Origin of the sequence: Serratia sp. CC22-02 (assembly GCF_900182895.1) — a bacterium.
Lineage (GTDB): Bacteria > Pseudomonadota > Gammaproteobacteria > Enterobacterales > Enterobacteriaceae > Serratia > Serratia nevei.
In genome coordinates, this window is the sequence record NZ_FXUD01000008.1 from 118,199 (window position 1) to 142,577 (window position 24,379).

At 59.9% G+C, this 24,379-nt stretch carries 24 protein-coding genes; 17 read left to right on the forward strand and 7 right to left on the reverse strand.

Features of this window, described 5'->3' with window-relative positions:
• The first annotated feature begins 59 nt into the window (after nt 1-59).
• Genes QOL81_RS21835 through QOL81_RS21855 form a run of 5 tightly spaced genes read left to right on the forward strand, consistent with a single transcriptional unit; the run spans nt 60 to nt 5,738 of the window.
• Entirely contained in the window at nt 60-2,609 is a 2,550-nt protein-coding gene (locus tag QOL81_RS21835) for a fimbria/pilus outer membrane usher protein (protein ID WP_055315562.1), read from the forward strand.
• Nucleotides 2,610-2,616: 7 nt separating this feature from the next.
• Nucleotides 2,617-3,678, forward strand: coding sequence for a fimbrial protein (locus tag QOL81_RS21840; protein WP_080432965.1), 1,062 nt, complete (start codon nt 2,617-2,619; stop codon nt 3,676-3,678).
• 56 nt (nt 3,679-3,734) lie between these two features.
• A complete protein-coding gene (locus QOL81_RS21845; RefSeq protein ID WP_055313676.1) occupies nt 3,735-4,262 on the forward strand; it encodes a fimbrial protein in 528 nt (175 codons plus the stop codon).
• Between the two features lie 51 nt (nt 4,263-4,313).
• A complete protein-coding gene (locus QOL81_RS21850; protein ID WP_055313677.1) occupies nt 4,314-5,009 on the forward strand; it encodes a LuxR C-terminal-related transcriptional regulator in 696 nt (231 codons plus the stop codon).
• Nucleotides 5,010-5,054: 45 nt separating this feature from the next.
• Nucleotides 5,055-5,738 carry a LuxR C-terminal-related transcriptional regulator gene (locus QOL81_RS21855; RefSeq protein ID WP_055313678.1) on the forward strand — a complete coding sequence of 228 codons (684 nt, stop codon included), beginning with the start codon at nt 5,055-5,057 and terminating at the stop codon, nt 5,736-5,738.
• A gap of 231 nt (nt 5,739-5,969) precedes the next feature.
• Here QOL81_RS21855 and QOL81_RS21860 read toward each other — a convergent pair whose 3' ends face one another.
• The gene (locus QOL81_RS21860) at nt 5,970-6,521 is read right to left on the reverse strand and encodes a tyrosine-type DNA invertase (protein ID WP_055317266.1); all 552 of its coding nucleotides are present in this window, start codon (nt 6,519-6,521) and stop codon (nt 5,970-5,972) included.
• A gap of 374 nt (nt 6,522-6,895) precedes the next feature.
• On the opposite strand from QOL81_RS21860, the gene QOL81_RS21865 reads away from it, so the two are divergent.
• The 3 genes from QOL81_RS21865 (at nt 6,896) to QOL81_RS25815 (ending at nt 9,234) form a co-directional block, all read left to right on the forward strand.
• Nucleotides 6,896-8,548: a multidrug ABC transporter permease/ATP-binding protein gene (locus QOL81_RS21865; RefSeq protein WP_055313802.1), complete on the forward strand. Its 1,653-nt coding sequence runs from the start codon at nt 6,896-6,898 to the stop codon at nt 8,546-8,548.
• Between the two features lie 386 nt (nt 8,549-8,934).
• A complete protein-coding gene (locus QOL81_RS21870; RefSeq protein WP_072265486.1) occupies nt 8,935-9,048 on the forward strand; it encodes a YmiA family putative membrane protein in 114 nt (37 codons plus the stop codon).
• Between the two features lie 24 nt (nt 9,049-9,072).
• Nucleotides 9,073-9,234 carry a YciX family protein gene (locus QOL81_RS25815; protein WP_197834309.1) on the forward strand — a complete coding sequence of 54 codons (162 nt, stop codon included), beginning with the start codon at nt 9,073-9,075 and terminating at the stop codon, nt 9,232-9,234.
• On the opposite strand, the gene QOL81_RS21875 is transcribed toward QOL81_RS25815, so the two are convergent.
• A complete protein-coding gene (locus QOL81_RS21875) occupies nt 9,231-10,451 on the reverse strand; it encodes a CynX/NimT family MFS transporter (protein ID WP_060422961.1) in 1,221 nt (406 codons plus the stop codon). The two genes, QOL81_RS25815 and QOL81_RS21875, sit on opposite strands and share 4 nt — an antisense overlap.
• 503 nt (nt 10,452-10,954) lie before the next feature.
• Between QOL81_RS21875 and agaR the strand changes: the two genes are divergently transcribed.
• The 6 genes from agaR to agaF are packed head-to-tail and all read left to right on the forward strand — an operon-like array spanning nt 10,955 to nt 15,635.
• On the forward strand, nt 10,955-11,728 hold the full coding sequence (gene agaR / locus QOL81_RS21880; protein WP_004931804.1) for a transcriptional repressor AgaR: 774 nt from the start codon (nt 10,955-10,957) through the stop codon (nt 11,726-11,728).
• 23 nt (nt 11,729-11,751) lie between these two features.
• On the forward strand, nt 11,752-13,035 hold the full coding sequence (locus QOL81_RS21885) for a D-tagatose-bisphosphate aldolase, class II, non-catalytic subunit (protein ID WP_283440025.1): 1,284 nt from the start codon (nt 11,752-11,754) through the stop codon (nt 13,033-13,035).
• A gap of 1 nt (nt 13,036) precedes the next feature.
• The gene (agaV, locus tag QOL81_RS21890) at nt 13,037-13,513 is read left to right on the forward strand and encodes a PTS N-acetylgalactosamine transporter subunit IIB (protein WP_019455696.1); all 477 of its coding nucleotides are present in this window, start codon (nt 13,037-13,039) and stop codon (nt 13,511-13,513) included.
• 14 nt (nt 13,514-13,527) lie between these two features.
• Nucleotides 13,528-14,307 (forward strand): PTS N-acetylgalactosamine transporter subunit IIC, encoded by a 780-nt coding sequence (gene agaW / locus QOL81_RS21895; RefSeq protein WP_283440026.1) that lies wholly within the window; start codon nt 13,528-13,530, stop codon nt 14,305-14,307.
• The gene (locus QOL81_RS21900; protein WP_060441338.1) at nt 14,297-15,190 is read left to right on the forward strand and encodes a PTS system mannose/fructose/sorbose family transporter subunit IID; all 894 of its coding nucleotides are present in this window, start codon (nt 14,297-14,299) and stop codon (nt 15,188-15,190) included. Before agaW ends, QOL81_RS21900 begins: the two co-directional genes overlap by 11 nt.
• 10 nt (nt 15,191-15,200) lie before the next feature.
• Entirely contained in the window at nt 15,201-15,635 is a 435-nt protein-coding gene (gene agaF / locus QOL81_RS21905; RefSeq protein ID WP_283440027.1) for a PTS galactosamine/N-acetylgalactosamine transporter subunit IIA, read from the forward strand.
• Between the two features lie 22 nt (nt 15,636-15,657).
• On the opposite strand, the gene QOL81_RS21910 is transcribed toward agaF, so the two are convergent.
• Nucleotides 15,658-17,385 carry an ABC transporter ATP-binding protein/permease gene (locus QOL81_RS21910; protein WP_060422974.1) on the reverse strand — a complete coding sequence of 576 codons (1,728 nt, stop codon included), beginning with the start codon at nt 17,383-17,385 and terminating at the stop codon, nt 15,658-15,660.
• A gap of 205 nt (nt 17,386-17,590) precedes the next feature.
• On the opposite strand from QOL81_RS21910, the gene QOL81_RS21915 reads away from it, so the two are divergent.
• Nucleotides 17,591-18,298, forward strand: coding sequence for a hypothetical protein (locus tag QOL81_RS21915; protein WP_060422980.1), 708 nt, complete (start codon nt 17,591-17,593; stop codon nt 18,296-18,298).
• Nucleotides 18,299-18,330: 32 nt separating this feature from the next.
• Here the strand turns inward: QOL81_RS21915 and QOL81_RS21920 are convergent, their stop codons facing one another.
• Nucleotides 18,331-18,978 carry a DsbA family protein gene (locus tag QOL81_RS21920; protein ID WP_038878652.1) on the reverse strand — a complete coding sequence of 216 codons (648 nt, stop codon included), beginning with the start codon at nt 18,976-18,978 and terminating at the stop codon, nt 18,331-18,333.
• A 68-nt stretch (nt 18,979-19,046) separates the two neighbouring features.
• On the reverse strand, nt 19,047-19,931 hold the full coding sequence (locus QOL81_RS21925) for an MBL fold metallo-hydrolase (RefSeq protein ID WP_033635778.1): 885 nt from the start codon (nt 19,929-19,931) through the stop codon (nt 19,047-19,049).
• 108 nt (nt 19,932-20,039) lie between these two features.
• Here QOL81_RS21925 and QOL81_RS21930 point away from each other — a divergent pair, with 108 nt between their 5' ends.
• A complete protein-coding gene (locus tag QOL81_RS21930) occupies nt 20,040-20,948 on the forward strand; it encodes a LysR family transcriptional regulator (protein ID WP_015378928.1) in 909 nt (302 codons plus the stop codon).
• 27 nt (nt 20,949-20,975) lie between these two features.
• Here the strand turns inward: QOL81_RS21930 and QOL81_RS21935 are convergent, their stop codons facing one another.
• Nucleotides 20,976-21,899: a LysR family transcriptional regulator gene (locus QOL81_RS21935; RefSeq protein WP_060422988.1), complete on the reverse strand. Its 924-nt coding sequence runs from the start codon at nt 21,897-21,899 to the stop codon at nt 20,976-20,978.
• 133 nt (nt 21,900-22,032) lie between these two features.
• Here QOL81_RS21935 and lysA point away from each other — a divergent pair, with 133 nt between their 5' ends.
• A complete protein-coding gene (gene lysA, locus QOL81_RS21940) occupies nt 22,033-23,295 on the forward strand; it encodes a diaminopimelate decarboxylase (RefSeq protein ID WP_197808347.1) in 1,263 nt (420 codons plus the stop codon).
• Nucleotides 23,296-23,347: 52 nt separating this feature from the next.
• On the opposite strand, the gene galR is transcribed toward lysA, so the two are convergent.
• Nucleotides 23,348-24,367: an HTH-type transcriptional regulator GalR gene (galR, locus tag QOL81_RS21945; RefSeq protein WP_060422992.1), complete on the reverse strand. Its 1,020-nt coding sequence runs from the start codon at nt 24,365-24,367 to the stop codon at nt 23,348-23,350.
• Nucleotides 24,368-24,379 lie beyond the last annotated feature (12 nt).

Genomic DNA, 24,379 nt, shown 5'->3' on the forward strand with positions numbered 1-24,379 from the left:
GCGTTCGGCTTACCTGATTCTTCGTCGGGCCGAGCCAATCGGGACAGGGAGTTAAAAGGATGAATAACCCGAATTGCATTGGTTTACCAGGGGCGCGATCGGTTCTGGCCGGCCTGATATCTTGCCAAATGGCGCTGCTGAGCTCGATCGGCACGGCTCATGCGCGCGATTATTTCAACCCGGCGCTGCTGGAAATTGATAATCCGGCGCTGCGCGGCGCCGATCTCTCGGTGTTTGAGGAGAACAGCAGCCAGGCGCCCGGGAACTACCGGGTCGATCTTTACCTTAACGGCGAACAGATCGACAGCCTTGACGTCGAGTTTCGGCTTATGCCGGGAGCCGACGGGAAGCAAGCGCTGCAGCCTTGTTTCAGCACGGAAAAATTGGCGGAACTGGGCGTGAGGGTGGCCATGTTTCCGGCGATGGTGCCCGGGGATAGCTGCGTCAACCTGGCACAGACCATTCCACAGGCCTCTGCGGTATTCCTGTTCAATCAGCTGAGGCTGAATTTGAGCATCCCGCAAGCGGCACTGCGCTTGAATGCGCGCGACTACGTTTCCCCGGATAAATGGGACTCCGGCATACCGGCGCTGTTGGTCAATTACAACTTCAGCGGCGCCAATAACCAGATGCGCGACAGCGAACGGCAAAACAACAATAACTATTACCTCAATCTGCGCTCGGGCATCAACTGGGGCGCCTGGCGCCTGCGTAACTATTCGATCTGGAACCATTACACCGGCGGTTCTTCTTCCTGGCGCTCAATCAACACCTACCTGCAGCGCGATATCGTTGCGTTGCAAAGCCGCCTGACCCTGGGGGACAGCACAACGCCCAGCGATGTGTTCGATAGCGTGCAGTTCCGTGGGGGGCAATTGGCCTCTGAGGACGACATCCTGCCGGACAGCATGAAAGGGTACTCGCCGGTGGTGCGCGGGATCGCGCGTACTAATGCGCAAATCGTAATCCGGCAAAACGGCTATGTGATTTATCAAAGCTATGTGCCGCCGGGGGCATTTGAAATTACCGATCTGTATCCCACGGGCGGCAGCGGCGACTTGAATGTGAACGTGCGTGAGGCTGACGGCCAGGAGCAGCATTTTGTGGTGCCGTACGCCGTGGTGCCGGTATTGCAGCGCGAAGGGCGTTTTAAATACAGCCTGACCAGCGGGAAATACCGTTCATACGGCGGTGGCGTTGATGAACGCCCGTTCAGCCAGGCGACCGGGATCTACGGTCTTCCGTGGGGGGCCACGCTGTATGGCGGCGTGCAGGCGGCCAGTAAGTATCAGTCCCTGGCGCTGGGTTGGGGGCAGAACCTGGGGGCGGTGGGCGCGCTGTCTGCCGATGTCACCCAGGCCTGGACCAAGCAGGAAACCCGGCCGAAGGAGCAGGGGCAGTCATGGCGTTTGCGTTACGGCAAGAACTTCATTGAAACCGGCACCAACTTTAGTCTGGCCAGCTACCGCTATTCCACGCGCGGTTTTTATAACCTGCAAGAGGCGCTGGAGAGCTACGGCGGCAACAGCGCTATCTATAACGATCACAAGAAGAGTCGCGCCGAGCTGACGATGAGCCAAAGCCTGTGGGAGCAGGGGGGAACGTTGTCGCTCAGCTTGTTTAACGAAGACTACTGGGACGATAACCGCCGTTCGCAGTCTGTCAGCCTCAGCTACAACAACAGCTGGGAGGCCGTCAGTTACGGGCTGAATTACACCTTCAACCAGAACGGCTACGACAGTAACGGCAATCGCAGCAGTATTCGTGACCATATCGTAGCGTTCAACGTCAGCGTACCGCTCAGCAAATGGCTGCCGGGCAGCTATGCCACCTACAGCATGAACGCCAGCCGCAATGGCGCTACCAGCAATAACCTTGGGTTGAGCGGTACCGCCTTGCCGGGCAATAACCTCAACTACAGCATCAACCAGGGCTATACCGGCAGGGGCGTGGGGGCGAACGGCAATATTCAGGCAGACTACAAAGGCGCCCTCGCCGAGTGGAACCTGGGGTATGGCTACGATCGCCATCGCCGGCAGGTGAACTACGGCGTACAGGGTGGCGTTCTGGTGCACCAAAACGGCGTCACGCTGTCGCAGCCGCTGGGCGATACGGTGGCGTTGGTGCAGGCGCCCGGCGCGTCAGGGGTGGATGTCCTGAACCAAACCGGGGTGAGCACCGATTGGCGCGGCTATGCGGTCGTGCCTTACCTGACGCCTTACCGGCGCAATATCGTCGGATTGGACGGTGAATCTTTTGCTGAAGATGTCGACATGACGCTGAGCAGCCAAACGGTGATCCCAACCCGCGGCGCCGTGGTGCGTGCCCGCTTCAATCCGGACGTCGGTGCCCGCGTGTTGCTGACCTTGCTGACGCGCAGCGGTGACCCGGTGCCGTTCGGCGCCACCGTCAGCAATCTCAACAGCCCCTCTGACAATGCCGGCATCGTCGGCGACGGTGGCCAGGTTTATCTGGCCGGCCTGGCGGAGAGTGGGCAGCTGCGGGTGAAGTGGGGCAATGACGCGGCTCAGCAATGTCAGGTCAACTATCAATTGGCTAATCAGCTCGAGAGCGGTGGGATTCGTCTCGTTAACGGGCAGTGTTTATAAGGTACATATGATGGCGACAGGAATATCGATTCAACGAGGGATCATCGTCGGCGGGCTATTGGCGTGCGCAACGTTCAGCGCACCACAAGTACAGGCGGCTTTCGGGCAGTGTGCTCCTATTTCGGGGACTCATGGGTTTTCATTCCTCTTTTCCCCGGTTTTAACCGACCCGTCGCAAAACGTGGTGGGGCGGATTATTAAGAATGCTGACGGCGGCAACTGGAATTTGCCCGGTTCTTATCGGGTGAAGTGCGAATGCCAGACGCGTACGGCGTCTTATGTCACCGCCAAAATGCTGCTGAGCGAGCCGGTATTCAGCAGCGGGGGGTTAACGTATTACGCGTTGAATGAATACCTGGGGGTCGCGAGCGAAGTTTTCGTGGCGGGATATCGCAATGAGTTTATTGCCGCACCGTTCACCAATGAGTCTAACTTTAAGACCGATATGGATGGCGATGACGAATCCTGTGCCAGCACGCCCTACAACAGCGGCGCTCGCGGGCGAATTCATCTGTATTTCCGCCGCCCTTTCGTTGGCGTGACCACAATCCCCAGCACCCGCCTGGTGGACACCTATGTCTCGGTGGCGAGTGGCGTGAAAAGCGATGTGCCGGTCTCCACGATATCAATGAGTGGCACCGTCACCGTGCCGCAGAGTTGTGTTATCGATCCGCAAGTGGTTACGGTCAATTTTGGCGACATCTTGACCTCGAATATCCAAACCAAGGGCGCGATGCCGCCCCGTTTTACTCCAGAAGAGAGAACGCTGACGCTGGCCTGTCGCAATATTTCCGCCGGCGTCAAGGTCAGCCTGTCATTCCGCGGCGAGGCTGACGGCAGCATGCCTGAGGCGCTGAAAACCAGCAATCGCGACATTGGCGTGATGATTAAGGATATGCAGGGCAATGTGATTCGGCCTCAGAGCGGGCGCTTGCCAATCGATAACTTCCAATATCCCAATCAGAGTGGCAGTTCACGGATCAGCATCTATCCGATCAACACCACCGGCCAGCTCCCTGCCGTCGGGCAGTTCAATGCAACGGCGACCATTCAGGCAGAAATTCAATAAACGGATATTTCAACGGTAGCGGGCCGTGCCCGGCGTTTAACGAGAAGGAATAAAGTATGGGGAAGGTTATTAGCGGTATCAGCTGCAAATTGGCGCTGGCTGGCCTGTTGCTCTTGGCCATGCCGACAGCGCAAGCCACATCAAAACTCGTCATTACCGGCAACATCAAAGCGGCGCCCTGCGAAATCGACGGCGCAAACGGCTCGATTTCGGTCAATCTGGGGGATGACATTTCCGCCGCCGTCCTGGCGACCTCCGGGGCCTCCAGCCCTTGGGTGGAGTTCCCTTTGACGCTAAAAAACTGTCCGAGTACCACCACGTCAGTTGTCGCGACCTTCAGCGGGACGGCCGCTGAGGAAAGCACCAGCTTATATAAAAGCACCGGCGGTTCTCGTCGGGTCCAAATTGAATTGCAAAACAACCAGGGAGCGAACCTGGGCAATGGCAAGAGCATGACCCAGTCAGTTAATCAGGCGACGCATGAAGCCAAATTCAATTTGCGGGCGCGGGCATACAGCACCAATGGCGGTTCTACGCCTGGCTCGATAGAGGGTGTCCTGCAGGTCACTTTTGTCTATCAGTAGACAAAAAGACCGTCCTAAGTGGAATGCTAACGACAGATTTAAGGTGATGATATGAATAGTAATTATCCATCAAGAGCGACTTTGGCGGCCGGTAAGGCAACGACGGGGGCCGTGGCCATCATGGAGCCCTGCCTCATCACGGCGTTGGGGATGAGAAATCGCTTGATTGAGTCCTGCGGCCTGCAGCCCGACAACGTTCGGCAGGTGACTAACCTGGTGGCATTGAGAACCTTATTCACTCAGCATGTGCACCGCTTATTGGTGATGGATTTGTGCGGTAAATCAGAGTCGGTATTGGACGGTTTCCGGTTGATCGCTGAAGTCCGCGAAAACTCGCCGGACACCGCGATAGTCATTTGCACGGCGCTGGATGAACCCAGACTGCTGCGGCAACTGATCGCCTCCGGCATCAGCGGCCTGATGTTGAAGCAGGAGCCGGCCATTGCGTTGACTCACTGCGTCCAACAGGTTTTGACGGGCTGCAGCAGTTTCAGCCATCGGGTGCGTCAACGTCAGTTGCATGAAGCGACGGCTGACAAGCCCCTGACGGCGAAGGAGTTGGATGTGCTGACCCAGCTGTTTTCCGGTAAAAGCGTAACCAACGTGGCGTTAACGATGTGCCGTGATATACGCACCGTCAGCACCCATAAACGCAATGCGATGTTGAAGTTGGGATTTCACAGCGATGGGGAATTGTACCTTCAGGGGAAATGGATGGCTGCGCAAGGTTCATCCTTTGTTCGCTAGGCATGCGCGAAATGCCTTTCGGCTAAGCAAGCACAGGAGCAGATTATGCATTTATGGCGTCAGCAACCGCTGAACATAGCGATAATGGACAGATGTCCATTAACGTTGGAAGGGTTGGCGAGTTTTTTAAAAACGCTGCCAACCCAGGCAAAAGTCGTCGTAAAGGAAACCAGCGTCCGCGCGGTGGCGGACAGCGTGGTCTATCAGCAGGCCGACGTGCTGATTACCGAAATGGACGGCGAAGATGAGACCGTGGCTCAGGGCAGAGAAACATTGCTGGCTCTGAGCACGCAGCTGCCCGACTTGCGGGTAATCGTCTATACCTGCTGCCAGAATGCAGAAGAGTTAGGGCGCCTGTTGAACCAGCCTAATGTCAGCATCGTTGCCAGAGATGACGCTTTGCCGCTGGTGGCGGAGTTTTTTAATCGCGTGTTGCTGGGGGAACGTGTGTTGAGTCCGCAGATTGGGGCTTTTCTGGCGCCTTCCGTGAGTGGAGAGGAGGTTAGCACGCGAAAGTTGACCCGCTGTGAGAGCGACGTTTTGGCCTTTTTGTTTAACGGTATGAGCCTGCGGCAAATCGCCGAGTTGCAACGCCGCAGCATCAAGACGATCAGCGCGCATAAATGCAGCGCCATGCGTAAACTGCAGGTAAAGAATGACAGCGAACTGTTTTCTTTGCACGGCAATATTACGCGGCAATTGGGGGGGAAATGGTCAAAGGGGACCTAGCCTTTAATGAAAGGGTATGGCGTTATGATTTATCGGCAGGTTTACCGCTAGCATAACCAGTGCGGCGTGCCCCTGGGCGCTGAGGCATGAAAAGCAGCTCGGCGTTAAAGTCGTGCTGGAGTAGGCCGTTGATGACGTGCCGGGCTGCATCTTCCCATCTGATGTTTGTACCAAACTCGATGCGCTGTTTAGCAAAGGACGAGGTCCCGCGTAGTTATTCTCATTGTGAGATTAAATGCTGATTGCGCGGAATCGTTCTACGTTGGTCGCGGTGTAGATCACCGTATTCTGGATATTTTTGTGTCCTAAATAATCTTGAATCAAACGCGTATCGATCCCCTTATCCGCAAGGGCGTAGCCGCAGGAGTGTCGCAACATGTGAGGATGGACCTGAACGCTAATACCGGCCATTTCGCCATACATTCTCATTAATCGATACAGCTGCTGACGTGATATTTGTCCGCCGTGGCGCGACAGGAATAACCATGGAGCTTCTGCGTCAGGATAGCTCGTCCGCTGGGCCAACCAATGTAACAGCGCCTGCCGTTCTCGCGGTTGGATCGGATGCTGAACGGAAAACCCGTTTTTCAGCCGGGATATATGGATCCGATTGGAGGTAAGATCAATATCCTCCAGGCGTAAAGCACGCAGTTCGCTAACCCGCAAACCGTGAATAAAGCACATTAATAGTAGACAACGATCTCGAATGCTATTTTTCCCCTCATGCACGGCAGCAATCAGCTGCTCAATTTCAACCTGACTGAGAAATTTCCTTTTTTTCATTTTTCTTTCCTGCGTCTTTGATGTTGGCGATTTCTATCATGAAGTTTTATTAAAGCATTGGAGCATAATGGGCGGCAAAGGAAATAAATAATTTCATTTTTTAATAGAAGGTTTTTTTATCTTTTCTATTTTTTCATTTTTCAAGTGAATATATTTTGTATTTTATATGGTTATTTTATTTGTTTCATGAGGCTATTTAATTAGCGAATATTTAGCATCTCTGTAAGAGCCCCATGGAGAGTTTTCATCCGTCAGACAGCCATGAGATACCCTCTCTCTGATCGGTGCTTGATAAATTGTGATGAGAATTCGTCTTGATCTCATTCTCGCGCCGCTTACAATGCCTGCCAGATCGCGACTTCAGAGGTTTTTTCATGGAACTGCTACGGGTGGTTTATCACCAGTACCGTTGGCCATTTCTGGCTGTCATGGCGCTGACCCTGGCCAGCGCCGGTTTAGGCATCGGTATCATTGCATTTATCAATCAATACCTGATGGAGGCCGGCGGCAATGCATTGGCCGTGCTGCCGATGTTTCTCGCCCTGCTGGCATTGCTGATGGCGGTCACGCTGGGCTCGCAATTGGCGCTGACGACATTGGGCCATTACTTCGTCTATCGCCTGCGTGGGCAGCTGGTGAAGCGCATTTTGGATACCGATATCGAACGCCTCGAACAATTGGGTAGCGCCTCATTGTTGGCCAGCCTGTCCAGCGATATTCGCAATATTACCGTCGCCTTCGTGCGCTTGCCTGAACTGGTTCAAGGGGTGATTTTAACCCTGGGGGCGGCGGCCTATCTGGGGTGGCTATCACCGAAAATGCTGGCGGTCACGGCAGTCTGGGTGGCGGTGACCGTCGTGGGCAGCGGCTGCCTGGTGTCACGGGTTTATCGTCATATGGCCAGTTTGCGTGAGTCGGAGGAGCGTCTCTATCATCGTTATGAGTCGGTGATTGACGGTCGTAAGGAGCTGACGTTGAACCGCAAGCGGGCGCAGGCGCTGTACGAACAGGCCTATCAGCCCGATGCGCAAGCTTATCGCTACCATATCATTCGCGCCGACACCTTCCATCTGAGCGCGCTCAACTGGTCAAATATCATGATGTTGGGCGCGATTGGGCTGGTGTTCTTTATGGCCAACAGTCTGGGATGGGCAGACTCAGCGGTGGCCGCTACCTATTCACTGACGCTGCTGTTCTTGCGCACGCCATTACTGCAGGCGGTCGGGGCGTTTCCGACGCTGGTCAGCGCCGAAGTGGCCTTTAACAAGCTGAAGACGCTGCGCCTGGCCGAGTATCAAGCGGCGTTTCCTGCCGCCGTTGGCCGTTCCTGGCAGACGCTGGAGCTACGCGACGTGGTTTTTCACTATGCGGATACCGAACAGCAGCCCGGTTTTGCCGTCGGGCCGCTCAATCTGACGCTGCGCCGTGGTGAGTTGGTCTTTCTGATCGGCGGCAACGGCAGCGGCAAGTCAACGCTGGCGATGTTGTTGACCGGGTTGTACCAACCGGTGAGCGGGCACATCGTTCTGGATGGCGTCGCACAGACCGCGGCGGATATGCCGGACTACCGTCGGCTGTTTTCGGCGATTTTCACCGATTTTCATCAGTTCGATCGCTTGCAGGGGCCGGAAGGTGGTGAACCCGATGCGGAATTGGTCGCCGGCTGGCTCGAGCGGTTGAATATGAAAAGCAAACTGCAGTTCGACGGCACCAGGGTGACCAACCCGCAGCTGTCGCAGGGGCAGCGTAAACGCCTGGCTCTGCTGTTGGCGGTGGCAGAGCAGCGCGATATTCTGCTGTTGGATGAATGGGCCGCAGATCAGGATCCGCAGTTCCGGCGGATTTTCTATCGCGAGCTGTTGCCTGAATTGCGCGCGCTGGGCAAAACGGTGTTTGCCATCAGCCATGACGATCACTACTTTGAACACGCCGATCGGCTGCTTGAGATGCGCTCAGGCCATTTACGCGAGTTGACCGGCATTGAGCGTGAACACGCCAGCCGGGATTCCGTCAGTAGAATCGGTTAACTCACGCCGGCCCGGGCGAGACTAAAACGGGCCGGTGCTCCCCCGCAGGATTTCAGTACGTCGCTTCATTTTCTCTCCCCCCTTCAGCGCGGTCTGTTGCCGATTTGCCTTATGACCAGTCAAATAATTGACTGCTGAATTATTTACCAGTGGTTTAATTTTGACCTCTCAAGGTGTGGCACACTGCACATTCGTTCGCCTATCAATACAAGTTAACGGCTGCCGATAACAAGGGTATCCACGGTGCCGTCCTTACTGAGGCTGCAGTGCAGGTCTATGGGTAGCAGCAGTTTTTTAAAATGCCATAGGAAAAAACGACTTTATCGATCGTTAAAATAGATCAATAATCTCAATTTGAATGGTTTAATCTATTGGTTGAGGGCGCTGTGGTGAGCAAGGATGGATCAGATATCAAACGTAAAGCATGGCTGTGCGTATTTATCGGGAGTGGGCTGTTTTGGCTACTCATCGGCGCCGTGATTTATTGGTTACTGAATTAAGTAGGTTAAGCAGGAAGGCGACTTGTGAACAAAAAGCAGGCTAAAAACCGTGAGGGCGCACAGCGTCGTGCGCAGTCCAAAATTCCGCCTTCGTGGGTGTTGAGCGATGAGCAACGCGCCTTCATTGAAGACTTGTGGCAGGATAGCGCGCCTGAGCCGGCACGGCCCATCGCCCAACGGCGCTAGCTGATCACGCGGCTGCGGCCGGCCAGCGCGCCGAACAGCATTTGCAAAACGGTCAGGCACAGCAGGACGATCAGCGGCAAACGCCAGCCATCCGTCAGATCGTGCAGCAGGCCGAACAACGTGGGCCCCAGCGCCGCCAACAAATAGCCGACGGATTGCGCCATACCCGACAGCAGCGTCGCCTGATGATGATGCTGACTGCGTAAGCCAAAAAACGACAGTGCCAGCACCAGCGAACTCCCCGCCCCCAACCCGGCAAACGTCAGCCACACCAGTGAACTGGCGGGTTGCACCAATAATCCTCCGACGCCGATAAAGATCAGCAGGGAACTGCCCAGCGCGATTGCCCGCTGATCGCGCGCCCGCGGCAAAATCACCACCATGACAAAGTTGGCGACGATCGCGACCACCTGGTAAACGAACAGCTCGAATCCTGCCTGCTGGGCGGAAGTGCCGTGGCTGGCGGCAAAGGCGCTGAACCAACCGATGATGGTGTAGAAGGCGATCGATTGCAGCCCCATGAACATCGCCACTTGCCAGCCCAGCGCGCTGCCCCAGGGAGAACGATAGCGCTGTGGCTCCGTCGGCTTCGGTTCTTTGGTGGCGGGAGTGGCCAAGCGCCGTAGCTGCGGCAGCCACACCAGCAGCGCCAGCAAGGCGGGCAAACCCCAGAACAGCAAAGAGAACCGCCAGCCGAGGTCGGCCAGGGCAGCCAGCGGCACCGCCAGACCGGAGGCGATGGCGGCAACCAGTGACATCACCGCCGCATAGGCGGCGATCATCGCGGCGGCCCGATGCGGGAAATCTCTTTTCACCAGCGTCGGCAGCACCACGTTGGCGAAGGCAATGGCGGCGCCGATCAGGATGCTGCCCGGCCAGAGCATGGCGTCTTGCGGCAGGGAACGTAGCGCGATGCCGCAGACCAGCAGCGCGAGGGCGAGGCCCAGGGTGCGCTCGATGCCGATGCGTTTCGCCAGCGCCGGAGTCAATGGCGAGAGAACGGCGAACAGGATCAGCGGCAACGAGTTGATCAGGCCGGCGGCGGTGGCGGACAACGCCAGCTGTTGCTGGATCTGCTCCAACAGTGGGCCGACGCTGGTCAGGGCGGCGCGCAGGTTGGCCGCGATCAGCATAATGCCGACGATCAGCAGGACAGGGCGGTGTAAACGGCGACGCGGGGTCGCGGTGGACGTTGGGGATGAAGCGGGTTGCGGCATGGGTTCCTCGCACCAGGGCATGCAGTCAATCAGTGCTGCATGGCGTGATGCGTTGATTGACGTTAACGCTTACGTACCGACAAATTGGCGGTATCCGATCGCAAGTGTAGGGAAGATGGCTCACGCTGACAAGGGGACGGGCCGGCGGGATGATGGCGGTTAACCCCTGCCGGCCGCAGGATAATTGCCATTATGTGATCCTGGTCACTGAGTGAACTAAAAGTCATGGCGCGGGGCGCGCCATGCGCCGCTTTCGCTTTCCTCACCGCCGGCTCCGTGGCCCCCCGGCGTTCGCGCCCGTCATGGCATTTCACTTTTCCCCCTTTCCGCTTTTTGGCTTTTCGATCCGTTTCGATTCGAAAGGTTTTTTGGCGGTTTTTTTGCTAAAACGGGGCTGTAAGCCCGATCACAATTTCATTGCTTTCGCTTTGCTGTAATGCCAGCGCAGTAGAGCGAAAGCCATCTTCTCCCCGGCGATGCCGGAAACCTGAGGACCGCAGCTCATGCCAGTGAATACCGCAAAGCGACGTGAACACATCATCGATCTGTTATGCGAGCACGGCAGCGTGCGCGTGGAGCAGCTCAGCAAACAGTTTGCGGTATCCACGGTGACGATCCGCAACGATCTGCGCTTTCTGGAACGAAAAGGGTGTGCGCTGCGCGCTTACGGCGGCGCGATGCTCAATCAGCAATTCGCTTTCGATCGGCCGCTGCGGGACAAAGGGCGGTTGAATCGCGACGTCAAAACGCTGATCGCCAACGCGGCGGCCGGCTATGTGCGCGACGGCGATGCGCTGATCCTCGATTCCGGTTCCACCACCGCGCAGATCGTGCCGTTCCTGAAGGGGCGGCGCGATCTGGTGGTGATGACCAATGCGCTGAACATTGCCTACGAGCTTTCGGGAAACGACGGGGTGGAGGTCATGGTGCTGGGGGGCAGCGTGCGTCGCAACTCTTACTCGCTCTACGGTCCGGCTGCCGAGCAGCAATTGCGTCAGTACCGCTTCGACAAGCTGTTTTTGGGCGTCGACGGGTTCGATCTGAGCGCCGGCATCACCACGCCTCACCCCGGTGAGGCGCACCTCAATCGCGTAATGTGCGAGGTGGCGCGCGAGATTATCGCGGTGGCGGATGCCAGCAAATTCGGTCGCAAGAGCTTTTGCATGATTCGCGAAGCCGGACAAATCCATCGGCTGATCACCGACAGCCGTCTTCCGGACGACTACGAGCGGGCGTTAACCGAGCTGGGCGTGGAGGTCATCATCGCCGATCGGTAGCAGGGCGCCTGCATGGGGGCTTCATGCAGCAGTTGTTACAGCTTGTCGAGCAGCACAAGGCCGGTATGCCGGTCGGGATCTTTTCCGTCTGTTCCGCCCATCCCTGGGTTCTGAAGGCCGCGCTGCGGCAGGCCAAAGCGCGCGGCACGCCGGTATTGGTAGAGGCGACGTCCAACCAGGTCAATCAGTTCGGCGGCTATACCGGCCAAACGGCGGCCCAGTTCCGCGATGCGCTGTGGCACCTGGCGGATGAGGTTGGCCTGGCGCGCGAGAGAGTGTGGCTGGGCGGCGATCATCTGGGGCCCAACGCCTGGCAAGATCGCCCGGCTCAGGAGGCGATGGCGCTGGCGGAAACCTTGATCGACGATTACGTTCGCGCCGGATTTCGCAAAATTCACCTCGATTGTTCCATGTCGTGCGCCGGCGATCCCTCGCCCCTAGGGGATGCCACGGTCGCCGAGCGTGCGGCGCGCCTGTGCGCGGTGGCGGAGCGGGCCTGGGCGCAGAGCGGCGGCGAAGCGCCGGTTTATGTGATCGGCACCGAAGTGCCGGTGCCGGGCGGCGCGCAGGAGGCGCTGGCGGGTCTGCAGGTCACCACGCCGCAGGCGGTGGCGCAAACGCTGGAAACGCACCGCATCGCCTGGCAAAAAGCCGAGCTGAACGATGCCTGGCAGCGAACTATCGCGCTGGTGGTACAGCCGGGCGTCGAGTTCGATCACCACAGCGTTGAGCATTACCAACCGCAGCGCGCCGACGCATTGAGCCATTTCATCGAACGGCAGCCGGGCATGATCTATGAAGCGCACTCTACGGACTACCAACCACCGCAGGCCTACCGCCAACTGGTGCGCGATCACTTCGCCATCCTGAAGGTGGGGCCGGCGCTGACCTTCGCGCTGCGCGAAGCGCTGTTCGCCCTCGATCGCATCGAGCGTGAATGGCTGGGGGAACGCCAGTCGGCGCAGCTGTGCGCCACGCTGGAGCAGGTGATGCGCGAGCAGCCGCAGCAGTGGAGCCGCTACTACCACGGCACGCCGCACCAGCAGTATCTCGATCGCCACTACAGCCTGAGCGATCGGGTGCGTTACTACTGGCCGCAGCCGCAGGTGCAGCAGGCGGTCGACGGTTTGCTGGACAACCTGCGCCGCAGCCCGGCGCCGCTGGCGCTGCTCAGCCAGTACCTGCCGGAGCAGGCACGGGCGCTGAACGCCGGCGAATTGAGCGCCGATCCGCAGGAGTGGGTGCTGCATAAAGTGACGCAGGTGCTCGACGATTATCACGCCGCCTGCTACCCGGAGGGCCGCTAGCATGCCGAACATTTTAATGACCCGTATCGACAATCGCCTGGTGCACGGCCAGGTGGGCGTGACCTGGACCAACACCCTCGGCGCCAACCTGGTGGTGGTGGCCAACGACGAGGCGGCCGCCGATCCGGTGCAGCAGAACCTGATGGACATGGTGGTGGCGGAAGGGGTGCAGACCCGCTACTTCACGCTGCAGAAAACCATCGACGTGATCCACAAGGCGGCGGATCGGCAGAAGATTTTTCTGGTGTGCAAAACGCCGCAGGACGTGTTGACGCTGGTGCGCGGCGGGGTGCCGATCCGGTTCGTCAACGTCGGCAATATGCACTTCGCCGAGGGGAAGCGGCAGGTGCACAAAACGGTGTCGCTGGACGACGGCGACGTGGCCGCGTTTCGCGCGCTGGCGGCGCTGGGCGTGGAGTGCGAAGTGCGCCGGGTGCCGGATGAGGCGGGCGAGGCGATCGGCAAACTGCTCTTTTGAGCCAGGGGGAAAGCATGTTGACGGATGCGTTATTGATTGCGCTGTTGGCCGGGCTGGCGGGGGTTGACCTGTTCGACGGCCTGACCCACTTCCACCGGCCGGTGGTGATGGGGCCGCTGGTGGGGCTGATTTTGGGCGATGTCTACACCGGGTTGCTGGTGGGCGGCACGTTGGAGTTGGTGTGGATGGGGATGGTGCCGCTGGCGGGCGCCCAACCGCCTAACGTGGTGATTGGCGGGGTGATCGGCACCGCGTTCGCCATTCTGACCAAGGCCGACCCGAAAGTGGCGATCGGCGTGGCGGTACCGTTCTCGATTGCGGTGCAGGGCTGCATTACGCTGCTGTTTACGCTGTTCTCGCCGATGATGCACCGCTGCGATCGCATGGTGAAGGAGCTGAACTGGCGCGGCATCGAACGGGTGAACTATCTCGGCATCAGCATCCTGTTCATCTTCTATTTCGTGGTGGCATTCCTGCCGATTTACTTCGGCGCCGATGCGGCCAGCGCCATGGTGCAGAAGGCGCCAGGCTGGCTGCTGGACGGGTTGGCGGTGGCGGGCGGCATGATGCCGGCGATCGGCTTCTCGCTGCTGATGAAGGTGATGATGAAAAAAACCTACGTGGCCTATTTTATCCTTGGCTTCATCTCGGTCACGTTCCTCAAGCTGCCGATCCTGGCGGTGGCGCTGGGTGCCCTGGCGATCGCCCTGATCGACTTCTTCAACACGCAACGCGGCGCGGTAGAGGCGACGGCCCGGCCCGCTCCGCAGGAGGACGCCGAAGATGGCATTTAACGATTCCGACGATCTGCTGGCGCAAAAGGCCGAGCAACGCATGGCGCAGGCGCTGGCCACCAGCCAGGTGGAGCAGGACGACTACCTGGATAACCAACCCGCCGAAGCGCTGACGCGCGGCGACATCAACCGCATGGCCTGGCGTTCGCTGCTGCTGCAGGCGTCGTTCAACTATGAACGCATGCAGGCCGGCGGCTGGCTGTATCAGCTGATCCCCGGGCTGCGCAAGATCCACCGCAACCCGCAGGATCTGGCCAACTCGATGAAGATGCACATGGAATTTATCAACGTGCACCCGTTCGACGTCACCTTCCTGTCCGGCCTGGTGCTGGCGATGGAACAGAACAAGGAGAAGATCTCCACCATTCGCGCGGTGAAAGTGGCGCTTATGGGGCCGCTCGGCGGCATCGGCGACGCGCTGTTTTGGCTGACGCTGCTGCCAATTTGCGCCGGGATAGGCGCTTCGCTGGCGCTGGAGGGCAGCCTGTTCGGGCCGATCGTCTTCCTGCTGCTGTTCAACCTGTTTCACTTCGGCCTGCGCTTTGGGCTGGCGCACTACGGCTATCAGGCCGGCACCAGCGCGCTGGCGCTGTTGAAGACCCACACCCGGCGCATTTCTCATGCCGCGTCGATCGTCGGCATGACGGTGATCGGCGCACTGGTGGCCTCGTATGTGCACCTGTCCACGCCGCTGGTCATGCATGCCGGCAAGGCCAGCGTGGCGCTGCAGACAGACGTGTTGGACAAGTTGATGCCCAACCTGTTGCCGTTGTGCTTCACGCTGCTCATTTTCTTCCTGATGAAGCGCGGCTTCTCGCCGGTGAAGCTGATTGGCGTCACCGTAGCGATCGGCGTAGCGGGCAAATTTATCGGCATTTTGTGAGGAGTGGGGTATGCCAGGCATTGTGATTACCGGCCACGGCGGCTTCGCCACCGGGCTGTTGCAGGCGGTGGAGCAGGTGGTGGGGCCGCAGCCGCACTGCGCGGCGGTCGATTTCCCTGAACAGATGAGCACCGCACAGCTCAACGACGCCTTGCGCTCGGCGCTGGCGGCGGTGGCGCAACCGGACGGCGTGGTGTTTCTCACCGACATGCTCGGCGGCTCGCCGTTCCGCTGCGCCTGCGAACTGGCGGATGCGCAGGGCGATTGCGAAGTGCTGACCGGCGTCAATATGCAGCTGGCGGCGGAAATGATGCTGGAGCGCGACGGGTTGAGCCTGGATGAGTTTCGCGAGGTGGCGCTGGCGTGCGGCAAACGCGGCCTGACGAGCCTGTGGCATGAGCGCCGCCGGATGAAATGCGAAGACGTGCAAACCGACGGCATCTGAACGAACGCCGTCGGTCTGCGGGTTATACCGGCAGCGGGCTCAGCGCCAGGCGCGCCGGTTGATCTTCGCTGCGGCTGAAGCGCCAGCAGGTCTGGTGGTACTTCGCCACGCTGTTGCGGTGCGCCACGCTGATCAGCGTTACGTCCGGCAGTTCATCCACCAGCAGGCAGTACATCAACTGTTCGGTTTCGTCGTCCAGCGCGCTGGTGGCCTCGTCGAGGAACAGGATGCTCGGGCGAATCAACAGGGCACGAGCGAACGCCAGCCGCTGTTGCTCGCCCGGCGACAGGCGATGGCTCCAGTTGGCGGAGGTATCCAGCCAGCGCTGCAGGTGCTTCAGGCGGCAGTTTTCCAGCACCCGCATCAGCTGCGGATCGCTGTATTCCGATGCCAGGCTCGGGTAGCTCAACGCTTCGCGCAGCGTGCCGATCGGAATGTAGCTGCGCTGCGGCAGGAACAGCGTGTTGGCGTTGGCCGCTACCCCGATAGCCCCCGCGCCGTAAGGCCAGATACCGGCGATGGCCCGCAGCAGCGTCGACTTGCCGCAGCCGGAAGGGCCGACGATCAGCAGGCGTTCGCCGCGTTGCAGCGTCATCTCGGCGCCGGCCAGCAGCGGCTGGCCGTCGGGCAAGTTCAGGCTGAGGTTATCCAGCGTTAACGGATGGGCGGTCTCTTCCCGCAGCTGAACGCCGCGCGGCTGATGATGCACCTGATCGACGGCGGCGTTGAAGCCGGCCAAACGGTTGACGCAGGCTTTCCAGGTCGCCAAATCGTTAAACGCGTCGATAAACCATGACAGCGCACCTTGCACCTGGCCGAAGGCTGAGGCTATCTGCATCAGGCCGCCCATCTGAATGGCGCCGGAGAAGTAGCGCGGCGCGGCCACCAGCAGGGGAAACACGATGGCGAACTGGCCGTAGAAGTTGGTGGCGATGTTCAGCCGCCGGGTGATGCGCATAATTGCCCACCAGTTGCTGCGAATGGTGTCGAAACGATCGCCCAGCTGCTGCGCCTCGCGCGGTTCGCCGTGGTACAGCGCGATGGCGTCGTTGTTTTCGCGGATGCGGATCAGGCCGAAACGGAAGTTCGCCTCGTACCGTTCCTGATTGAAGCCCAGCATGACCAGCGGTTTGCCGACCCACCAGATCAGCAGCGATCCCAGCACCGCATACAGCAGCGCGAACCACACCATATAACCGGGCAGCGTGATGGCGTGCTGGCCGAGCGCGAAGGTCATCGGCCCGCTGACGTGCCACAAGATGTCGATAAAGGAAAACAGCGTCACCAGGCTGGAGAGCAGCCCGAGCGACAGCGACAGGGTATATTGGGTCAATACGTTGAGATCTTCGGCAATACGCTGATCGGGGTTATCGACGATCTGCTGCTGCTCGGTGTGGTAATACGCCTGGTGCGCCAGCCATTTTTCCATGAACTTTTCCGTCATCCAGCGCCGCCAGCGCATCTGCAGCCCCTGAGTCAGGTAGATCTTGTAGACCGCCAGCACGATGAAGATCAGCGCCAGATAGGTAAAGCGCCACAGCTGCGCCTTGAATACCGGGTAGTTTTTGTTCTGCAGCGCATCGTAGAACACCTGGTTCCATTGGTTGATCTGCACGCTGATATAGACCAGACCGAGCGACAGGACGACGATGGCGATCAGCATCATCCAGGCGCGCCATCGCTCCTCCGACACCCAAAAGGGTTTGATCAGCTGCCAAACGGCGTGTTTCTGCAAGGGGGTTGCGTTCATAGCGACTCGTTAATTGCGGCATTTTGTTCAGCATGGGCCGCGGGCCGGTAACAAACAAACCGCGACTGTAAGCAGTTTTGACCTCGCTAACCGTTTGAAATAAGGCGGTTGAATCGTCAGCGGTGCGCAGATGGGCGCAATTGCGGCATACACTCCGCCGCCGGGCGGTTATACTGGCGCCGAATTTTTGCAGAAAGGATAAACGATGAAGGCTTGGGTTCCCCTGTTGCTGACCTGCGGCGTCTTCGCCAGCGCCCGGGCCTGGGCGCACATTGACGAGCCGGACATCGCCGCCGACTGCCAAAAGGTGGCGAGCTACGCCGAGCTGGGAAAAAAGGCCTATCAGCGGCAGGATTACGCCAAAGCTGCCGACATCTTTCGCGATCAGGCGGCCTGGAGCGAGTTTTGCGGCCTGAGCGAGCAGGCCGTCGCCACGGCCTACAACAACGTGGCGCTGTCGCTGATGCACGCCGGCGAATTGCTCAAGGCGCAGGCCTATCTGGCGCTGGCGCCGCACGATGACAAATCGCAGCACAACATGAGCCTGTTGCGCCAACGGCTGGCGCAGCGGCCGCAGCCGCAGGGGCCGGGCGGCGTGTATTGGCAATACGCCGGGCGCGGCGTGTGGAGCGAAGTGGTGGTGAAGCCGCAGGGCGAGCGCTGGCTGATCGATTTCTCCGGCTACGCCATGCCGCAGATGGGGCTGTATTACGGCCCGAACATGGGCGACTTCACCGCCGAACTGCCGATCGAGCACGGCAAAGCTGTTTATCATCAGCATGACTCGGAAAGCGCGCAGGTCTGCGACGTCACCTTGGCGTTTGGCGAGCAAACGTTGGAGATGCACACGCGCGGGGATTGCGGGTTCGGTCACAACGTGCGGGCTGAAGGGCGGTTCGTGCGGGTCGAATGACCCGCCCCGGCAGCCGGGGCGAGAAAGGTTGGTTACGCCAGCGCGGCGGCGCCCAGCAGGTTTTTCCAGGCTTCTACATTACCCAGATAGTTGCCGGCCGGCAGCAGATGCAGGCGGCCTTCGCTGTCCTGTAGCGCAAAGGTCGGGAAGCCCTGGCCTTGCACTTTGGCCAGCAGCGCCCGGCTTTCCGCGATGTGTTGCGCGGTCGGCGCGCCGCTGCTGAAACGCATTTCGGCGATAAACGCCGCCGAAGGCAACCCCAGCTCTTTCGCCAACGCTTCCAGCACCGGCGTGTCGGCGATGCGTCGGCCTTCCTGATAGTGTGCCTGCTGAATGCGGTGCAGCATGTCCAGCCCGCGTCCCGCCAGCTTTTCCGCCGCCAGGATAGCGGTGATCGGCGGCTCGGAATCCATCACCGCCGTGGTGTCGCGCAGCAGGCCGTTGAAATAGGCTTCGCCAAAAGGCTGGCCCGTCATCTCGGCGATGCGTTTGTCGTGCGGAATGACGTAGTTGCGCCATTCGTCGGTAATTTGGCGGCGGTTGTTGCCGGTCATCATGCCGCCGGCGTGCGGCACGACCTTCAGCCCGGGGAGGCTCTGAGCCGCTTTCACCAGCGGCGCGGCGCCGTAGCACCAGCCGCACAGCGGATCGAAAATGTAATGCAGAGTGGTTTCGGTCATCTTTACTCCTCGCCTGGCGCGCGGCAGCTCACCGCGGCGCCAGGGCTGGTTCAATCACGCACGGGCGCTTATTGCGGCCACTTCATCTCGCCTTTCAGCACTTTCGCGCTCAGTTCCAGGCTCGACTCGTCTTTCAGCGTCGGGTAGTGCTTTTTCATCGCTTCAATCAGCGCGGCGGAATCCTTGGCTTTCGGCAGTTCGGCTTCCAGCGTGGTCAGGTATTTCTGGGTAAAGTGCACCGATGCCAGCGTTTGCGCTGCGCCCGGCAGGAAGTGGCCCGGCACGACGACCTGCGGCTTCAGCGCTTCGATGTTTTTCAGCGTCTGCTGCCAGTGCTGGCGCGATTCCACGCTCTGGTTGTCGGCGATCCACGGGTGGATGTTGTCACCGGCGACCGCGACACCGCCTACGACCGCCTTCAGCGCCGGGATCCACACGAAGGTGCGATCGGGGGTCGGGCCGTTCAGGCCTTTCACTTCCACTTTCTGGCCGTCGATGGTGAAGCTGTCGCCCTGCAGCGGCTGCGGCACGATCACGGTTTTCGGCGCATTGTCTTTCAGGATCGGGCCCCAATAGGCGACTTTACCGTCTTTGGTGGCGTTGATGTCCTTGATGGTGCCTGGCGAAGCGATGATTTTCGCCTCCGGGAAGGCCGCTTTAATCACGTCCAGACCGAAATAGAAATCCGGGTCTGAGTGACTGATATAAACGGTGGTCAGTTTCTTGCCGGTCGCCTTGATCTTTTTCACCAGCGCTTCGGCATCGTTACGCTGGAACTGAGCGTCGATCAGCGCCACTTCGTGTTTGCCGCTGATGATTTCGGAAGACACCGGGAACACGCTTTTCTCGCCCGGGTTATACACTTCCATGGTCAGGGTATCGGCCGCGGTGGCGTAGGTGCTGAGGGTGGCGACGCCGGTGAAGGCCAGAGTTAACAGTGATTTCTTAAACATGGGCAGAGGTCCTTGGGTATCGGTTAATGTTGTAATGATGTTAGGTTGCATAAAGCGATAGAAAAACCGGATAATAAGCAATTATTCGTTGCATAAATCGGACTAATCATGGATCGCATTACCGCCGCTGAGGTTTTTGTCACCATCGTCGATCGCGGCAGCATGATCGCCGCCGCGGAAACGCTGGAGATGTCGCGCGCGATGGTGACGCGCTACCTGGCGCAGATGGAGCAATGGGCCGGGGCGCGTTTACTGCACCGCACTACCCGTAAGCTTAGTCTGACCGACGCCGGGGAGCGTACTCTGGAACGCTGCCGGCAAATGCTGGCGCTGGCGGGGGAGATCGACCTGGTGGAGGAAGGGCAGAGCGATGAGCTGCGCGGCCTGCTGCGCATCACCTGTTCGCAGTCGCTCGGGCAAACGGCGCTGGTGGGGGCCGTCGCTCAGTATCTGAAGCGTCACCCGCAGGTGGCGGTCGATCTGCAGATGAACAACCGGGCGGTGAACCTGGTGGAAGAGCGCATCGATCTGGCGCTGCGCATCACCAACGAGCTGGATCCCAACCTGATCGCCCGCCCGCTGTCCACCTGCGCATCGGTGGTGTGCGCCGCGCCGGCGTATCTGGCGGCGCACGGCACCCCGCGTCAACCGCAGGACCTGGCGTTGCACAACTGCCTGACCTACTCCTATTTCGGCAAAAGCCTGTGGCACTTCGATGCTCAGGGCGTGAAATCGGCGGTGGCGGTCAGCGGCAACCTGAGCGCCAACGAGTCGGTGGTGCTGATGGCCGGCACGGTGCAGGGGGCAGGCATTTCCATGCAGCCCTATTATTCGGCGGCGCCGCTGCTGGCCAGCGGTGAACTGGTCGAACTGTTGCCGGATTACCGGCCGCAGTCGATGGGCATCTACGGCATCTATACCTCACGCCGCCAGATGCCCGCCACCTTGCGCACCATGCTGGACTTTCTGGTGGAGTGGTTCGCCACCGATCCGCAGTGGCAGGCGACGCTGCGCTGATGCTTCGGCAATATTCCCACGCCGATTTCAGCGCCTGACGGCGGCGGCCAGCCGGGCGGCAAAGGCGGCGGCCTGCTGATGAAGGTGGTCGATAAAGGCGGTGACCAGCGCCGATGAAGGGCGGTGCAGCGGCCGGATCAGGCTGACGGTGAACGGCACGTCGATGCTGAACGGCCGCACGTGCACACCGTTACCGGCATAGTCGAGCGCCGTCAGCGGGTTGACGATCGACACCCCCACGCCGGCCCTCACCATGGCGCACACCGACGCCGCGCTGTGCGTTTCCATCACCATGCGGCGCTCGACGCCCTGTTCGCCGAACAGCGCATCCAGCAGGTGGCGATAGCTGTCGGTGCTCGACAGGCTGATAAAGTTCTGCCCGGCGAAGTCCTGCGGCGTCAGCCGATCTTTCACCAGCAACGGGTGGCCCGTCGGCAGCACGCAGACTTCGTTCAACGTCATCAACGTCACCCGCTCGGTGCCCGCCGGCGTCAGGGTGGTTTCCGTCAGCCCGAGATCGTGACGCTGGGCAGACAGCCACTCTTCCAGCAGCGGCGACTCTTGCGGGATGACGCTGAAGCTGACTTCCGGGTAACGTTCGATAAAGGGCCGACACACCGCCGGCAGCAGCGATTGAGAAAATACCGGCAGGCACACGATCGACAGCTGCGCCTGCTGAAACTGGCGAATGCCGGCGGCGGCGTTGACGATGCGATCGAGGCCGTAATAGGAGCGCTGCACCTCTTCGAACAACCGTAGGCCCTGCACCGTGGGGGACAAGCGACCGCGCACCCGGTCGAACAGCTGCAGCCGGATCAGCTTCTCAAAGCGCGCCAGCTCGCGGCTGACGGTCGGTTGCGAGGTCTGCAGCAGGGCCGCCGCCTCGGTCAGGTTGCCGGTGGTCATCACCGCCCGAAAAATTTCGATCTGCCGCAAAGAGATGCTGTGCATGGCGAGGCCGCTCGATTAAGGGGAAAACCATATCATAAATGAATAGACTACGGCTAAATAGATATTTTCCACCCGATTCAGCGTGCGGCACTATGGCGTTATCTGCCGTCATTTTCGAATTGGGAATATCGCCATGCCACGCCCGTTGCACGACACCTCCACCGCGTTGAACGCCGCTAACCTGTTGGCCTTGCCGCAACGTTTCGGCTGCCCGGTCTGGGCCTATGATGCGGACATCATCAGCCAGCGCATCGCTCAGCTGCGCCATTTCGATACCGTCCGTTTCGCGCAGAAGGCCTGTTCGAACATTCATATTTTGCGCTTGATGCGCGAGCAGGGCGTGAAGGTGGATTCGGTGTCGCTGGGCGAGATCGAGCGGGCGCTGCGGGCCGGTTTTCAGCCGGGCGGCGAACCGAGCGAGATCGTGTTTACTGCGGACGTGTTGGATCACGCCACGCTGGCGCGCGTCAGCGAATTGAAGATCCCGATCAACGCCGGTTCCATCGACATGCTGGATCAGCTCGGCCAGGTTTCCGCAGGGCACCCGGTGTGGCTGCGCATTAACCCGGGATTTGGCCACGGCCATAGCCAGAAAACCAACACCGGCGGCGAGAACAGCAAGCACGGTATCTGGTATGCCGACCTGCCGCAGGCGGTGGAGAAGATCCGCCGCTACGGCCTGAAGCTGATCGGCGTGCACATGCACATCGGTTCCGGCGTCGATTACCAGCATCTGGAACGGGTCTGCGATGCGATGGTGCAGCAGGTGATCGATCTCGGTCATGACATCAGCGCCATTTCCGCCGGCGGTGGCCTGTCTATCCCGTACCAGTACGGCGAAGAGGCGATCGATACCGAACACTATTTCGGTTTGTGGAACCGGGCGCGTGAACGCATCGCCGCGCATCTGGGGCATCCGGTGCAGCTGGAGATCGAACCGGGGCGTTTCCTGATGGCGGAAGCGGGCGTCTTGGTGGCCGAAGTGCGGGCGGTAAAAGACATGGGCAGCCGCCACTTCGTGCTGGTGGACGCCGGTTTTAACGATTTGATGCGCCCGGCGATGTACGGCAGCTATCATCATATTTCGCTGTTGCCGGCCGATGGGCGCGATACCTCGGGGCAACCGCTGCGCGAAACGGTGATCGCCGGGCCGCTGTGCGAATCCGGTGACGTGTTCACCCAGCAGGCGGGCGGCGGCGTGGAAACTCGCGAGCTGCCGCCGGTTCAGATCGGTGATTATCTGGTGTTCCACGACACCGGCGCCTACGGCGCATCGATGTCCTCCAACTACAACAGCCGTCCGCTGTTGCCTGAAGTGCTGTTCGAAAACGGCGAGCCGCGCCTGATCCGCCGCCGGCAAACCATCGAAGAACTGATCGCGCTGGAGCTTATCTAATAAGCGGGCGGGCGTGCTGCGCCCGCTTTACAGCGTCATGCGGCGGCGCGAATTACGGCTGTTCGTGCGCGTTGTTGAGGGTGGCGACCGAGTGGCGGCGCACCAGCGTCGGGCTGAACATGTTGGTGATTTCCGGCAGCGGTTGGCGATTGGCCAAGGCCAGGGCGAGTTCCGCCGCCTGGGTGGCCATCGCTACGATCGGGTAGCGAATGGTGGTCAGGCGCGGCCGCAGGTAGCGCGAAATCAGCACGTCGTCGAAACCGATCAGCGAAATTTCCCCCGGCACGTCGACGCTGTTGTCGCTCAGCACCGACAGCGCGCCGGCGGCCATCGGATCGTTGTAGCAGGTAACGGCGGAGAACGAACGGCCGCGGCCGAGCAATTCAGTCATCGCCTGTTCGCCGCCGATCTCGTCCGGCTCGCCGTAGGCGATCAGCTTTTCATCCACCGCAATGCCGTGCTCCTGCAGCGCGTCGAGATAGCCCTGCAGGCGATCGGTGGCGTCGGAAATCTGGTGGGTGGAGCAGATGATGGCGATGCGCTGATGCCCTTGCTGGATCAGATGCCGGGTCGCCAGCCAGGCGCCGTAGCGATCGTCGAGCGCCACGCAGCGCGTTTCAAAACCCGGCAGCGTGCGGTTGATCAGCACCATGCCCGGGATCTGTTGCATCCAGCCGCAAAGTTCCCGATCGCTCAGTCTCTTGGCGTGCACCACCAGCGCCTCGCAGCGGTGCCGCACCAGCTGTTCAATCGCCTGGCGCTCTTTTTCGGCGTCGTGGTAACCGTTGCCAATCAGCAGAAAATTGTGGGTGGCGTAGGCCACCTGCTCGACCGCTTTGACCATCGCGCCGAAGAAGGGGTCGGAAACGTCGGAGACGATCAGGCCCAGCGTCTCGGTGGATTGCTGCGCCAGCGCCCGAGCGTTGGCGTTAGGGTGATACTGCAGCTGTTCCATGGCGGCCAGCACCGCGGTGCGCGACCCTTCGCTGGCCTTGGGGGAATTATTTATCACGCGGGATACCGTGGCCACGGAAACTCCCGCCAGCCTGGCAACATCCTTTATCGTAGCCATATCAGTCAACAC